Origin of the sequence: Dyella sp. (assembly GCF_035508675.1) — a bacterium.
Classification (GTDB): Bacteria; Pseudomonadota; Gammaproteobacteria; order Xanthomonadales; family Rhodanobacteraceae; genus Dyella_B.
The window spans coordinates 1-3,849 of record NZ_DATJMN010000273.1; the positions used below are offsets into that span (position 1 = coordinate 1).

At 63.9% G+C, this 3,849-nt stretch carries 2 protein-coding genes; both read right to left on the bottom strand.

The features are described from left to right. Positions 1–1,453 (bottom strand): filamentous hemagglutinin N-terminal domain-containing protein (locus tag VMA74_RS14300; protein ID WP_325368087.1); only part of this gene is annotated, 1,453 nt, incomplete at its 3' end. A gap of 156 nt (positions 1,454–1,609) precedes the next feature. Continuing rightward, positions 1,610–3,337 (bottom strand): ShlB/FhaC/HecB family hemolysin secretion/activation protein, encoded by a 1,728-nt coding sequence (locus tag VMA74_RS14305; RefSeq protein ID WP_325368089.1) that lies wholly within the window; start codon positions 3,335–3,337, stop codon positions 1,610–1,612. Positions 3,338–3,849 lie beyond the last annotated feature (512 nt).

A 3,849-nucleotide genomic window follows, 5' to 3' on the forward strand; every position in this document is an offset into this window, starting at 1 on the left:
GCGCTTGCGCATCGAGGCGGCCGGCCTGGATCGTGCCGCCGGTGTTATCCACGGTGCCAGCGCTGCGCACGCTGAGCGCGCCCTGGGTGACCAGCGTGGCGTTGCGGTTCGCGATATCGCCGGCCGTGCTGGCCAAGGCGATGGCGCCGCCGGCTTGGGTGGTGGCGTTGGACAGGTCCAGCGCGCTGCCTTGCAGGGTGATCGCACCGCTGGCGAGGTTGCGGCCGTTCGCGGCGAGGTTGCCGGTAGTGGCGATATCCAGCGCACCGCTGCCTTGCAGGCTGCCGTCGCCCGCGATACCCGCGCCCAGCGTGCCGCTGGAGGCCAGTTGCTGGGCGCGTAGCGTGGTGCGGTTCGCTGCGGCGATCAGCTGGCTGTTGGTGAGCGCGCCGCCGCTGGTGAGAGTGAGATCGCCCGCGCTGTACACCGTACCGGTGTTGTGGAGATCACCGGCGGTTTGCACCGCCATGCTGCCCGCCGATTGCAGCACGCCGCGGTTATCGAGGGCGCTGGCGTGGATCGTGAGATGGCCGGCGGACGAGGTGGTGCCGGTCAATTGCAATTGGCCCGCTTCGGTGAGGGTGAAGTCGCCGCTTTGCGTAGCCAGTTCACCGGCATTGCGCACGCCCAGGCCCGCTTCGGTGCCGATCAGGTGGATCTGGTTGGCGTACATGCCACCCAGCGCCGCCACGTCCACCCTCACCCCCGGCGCGTTGCCCTCGCCGGCGATGGCCTGGGCGGACAGATCGGCATAACCGACCTGGTTGGCGCCGGTCACCACGTTGAGGTTGTTCGCCCATACCTTGCCGGTGACGCTAAGGCTGCGCGAAATGACATCCAAGCGGTCGATGTGGGAGGTGTTCAGCCCCTCGCCATCGATGCCGATGGCGCCGCGCGTGACGTGGAAGGCATGCAAGGAACCATCGCCGCCGAACACGGGCGTGCCGGTGGTCAACGTCGCGCGATGGGTGTTGATAAAGCCGCCACCGTTAACGGAAATCCCGTTCGGATTGGCAATGATCACATCGGCGGCGTTACCCGCCACTTCGGTATAGCCGCGCAAATAAGTCGGATGGGTCGAGGTGACTTCGTTGATGATCACCTTGGCCGACTGCCCGGCCTGATAGTTGGGATTGCCAACGATGTAGCCGCCCAGTTGCGTCGGCAACACACCGGCGGCGTTGTTGAGGATCACGCCCGGCTTGTCGACGTTGAACTGCTGGTACTGGTTGTGCGAGACGCCGGCCGCCGACGGCGCCACGAGGTTGACCACCGGGGTGCCGTTGGCGGCCGCGTCGACACCGGGGCGATGCGCGCCGGCGTTCGGATCGGGGGTGACTTGTGCGCCAGCCAGAGCAGGTGCGCTAAACAGCGCGGTCAGCACAGCAACGCTCAAGGCGCTGCGTGACACGCGGTGGGAAGAAGAAGCGGGCAAAACGCAACGTGCGGTCATCATCAAGTCCTTGACGAAGAGGTCAAGCAAATACGGGGAAAACGAACGGGCGTGGCTACCGTAGCAAGGCCATCCATGCGCTGACGCATGGCTGACACAAAATCAGTCATGGCTTACGGACAAAGTGGAACGCGGTGGCGAGACATGCTCCCGGGATCAAAACGCATACACCAGCTGAAAGCCGGTGGCCGGGCGCGTGTTTTCCAGCACCTTGCCGCCGTGCATCGCCTTGCCTGCGAACACATCCCAGCTCAACGACTTGAAGGTGCCGCGTAACCCGAGGAAACCGCCGGCCAGCGTGGTGTTGCCCGGGATGTACGCGGTGCCCGGCCCGCTCACGCGACCGGTGTCGATGCCGGCGTACCACATCAGCGGCCAGCTGCCGATCGGCTGGGTGATGGTGTTGCGCCAATACCAGCCGCGTTCGGCGGCGAGCGTTTGCTCGCCATCGAAACCACGCACGGTGTAGCGGCCGCCCAGGCTGAGATATTCCGAACCGTACAACTGGTTGTGGCTGTACTGGGCGTGGCATTCGCTGGTCCATTGCGCTGGTTGCCCGGCCAGCGAAAACGGCTGGTTGAGCGAGGCATCCAGCGTGGTGAGCCGATAGCGGAAGCTGGGATCGTCGGCCGTGCGCCCGGCCGGATCGCGCTGGCCGCCGAACCACGGCACACCGAAACGCTCGGCCAGCCGCAGATCCAGTTGCGCGCCGCCCACGTAGCGGCGATGCGCGATGGCCGCCTCGATCGTGCTCATGTGGCGGCGTTGCGAATCCAGCTCCACGTCTTCGATATAGCTGTGCGCCCAGCGCTTGCCGAGATGCACTTCGGCGGTGGTCTTGCTGTGGTGGTCACGATGCAGCAGGCGTTGCGCGCCAAGGTCGATGGATGGGGAAGTACCGCGGCTGAGGAAGGTTTGCGCGGAACCCGCTACTGTCTGGTGATAGCGATAACCGTAGACGCCGGCCGTGAACAACCAATGGCCACGAGGAATGGCGTAGTTGGCGTTATAACCCTGCGTACCCCGACCCGTGCCATTGAACACGTCGTGGGTGACGCCGAGCGAAAGGATGTCGTTGGCGTTGAGCGGATTGTCGATACCGAGGTTGAGGCCCGCCTGATAGCGCCCGGTGGACGATGCGCCCGAGTCATCCAGCGTGGCGACCATGCGCCAGGGCTTGCTGCGTTTGACCGTGATGACCAGGTCGGACTGGCCGGGAATCTCCGTCGGCGCGATGTCGATGGCCACGTCTTGCGATGGCACGCGCTTCATCTGCTCCAGGCCTTGCTCGATGTCGCGCAGATTGAGCAGATCGCCGGGACGGATCGGCAGCGCCCACGCCCATTCGCCGGCTGCGATGTCGTCGGCCTTGCGGATGGCGTGCACCATGCCGGGCACCAAGGTAAGGGTCAGCATGCCTTGGGAGAGATCCTGCTCGCCCAGTCCCACGCGGGTGGTGACATAACCGCGGTCCAGGATCAGATCGCCCGCGCGGCGCACGATCAGGCTGAGGCCTTCGCCGCCCACGCAGCGGCCGGCGTAGCGATCCAGATAGCGCTGCACGAAACCGAAGGCATCACTGTGTTCGCCACCGAGGCGAATCTGTTTCAGCGCGAAACAGGGGGTTTCGGCGGGAAGCTCGGTGCCATGGAAATCGGTGGCGGCACGCTGGCCGATGCGCACGTCCGCGGCTTGCGTGCGTGCGGCACGATCCTGCGCCTGCTGCTGCGTGCGCAGGCGTTGCTGCTGTTCGTCGAGGGTGAGGGGTTTTTCCTGCCCGTATGCGACGGGCGAAAGCGCGGCGAATCCGGCCAGAGGTAGCCAATGCCAGCGTGTCCGGTGACGACGCGCGTGGCGATCGTCCTTGATGCGTAGCGATTCCATAAGTACCTTCCCGAGCCAGCCGCGTACATGGGCTGCGCCATCACATTACAAAGCAAGCGCGCAAGGGATGACCATGGAAAAAAGTATCTTGATCGATGCCCTTTGCAGCGAGGCTTCCGCCAGGTCAGCGCACGACAGGTAGCTAAGGATGTTGCGCGTTGGACTTGCTTTCTACTCGCGGCACGCAGCACCTCACGGCTGGGCAGTAGTCCGCATGCAGCGGCCAAACGGAAGTGCCATGCATGCTGCATGCCGATTCGCAAAAAAGATATCCGTCGATTCCCTGCAAATACCGTCAGCTTTTACTGACAAAGTGATGCACTTTATTCGTCTTATGCTTCAAAGGTTGGCCCAGCTTGTATCGACTGGGCCATCACCACCGCATGGTCGCAACACTATGCTTGGGAGAACCTTGGTCGTACGTGCATGGCTTCGCAGGAGGCAAGGGAAATGATGCTCAACAGTTTTATCAAGGAACAGTGGCAGACTCATCGTTGGTTGGCGCATCTTGG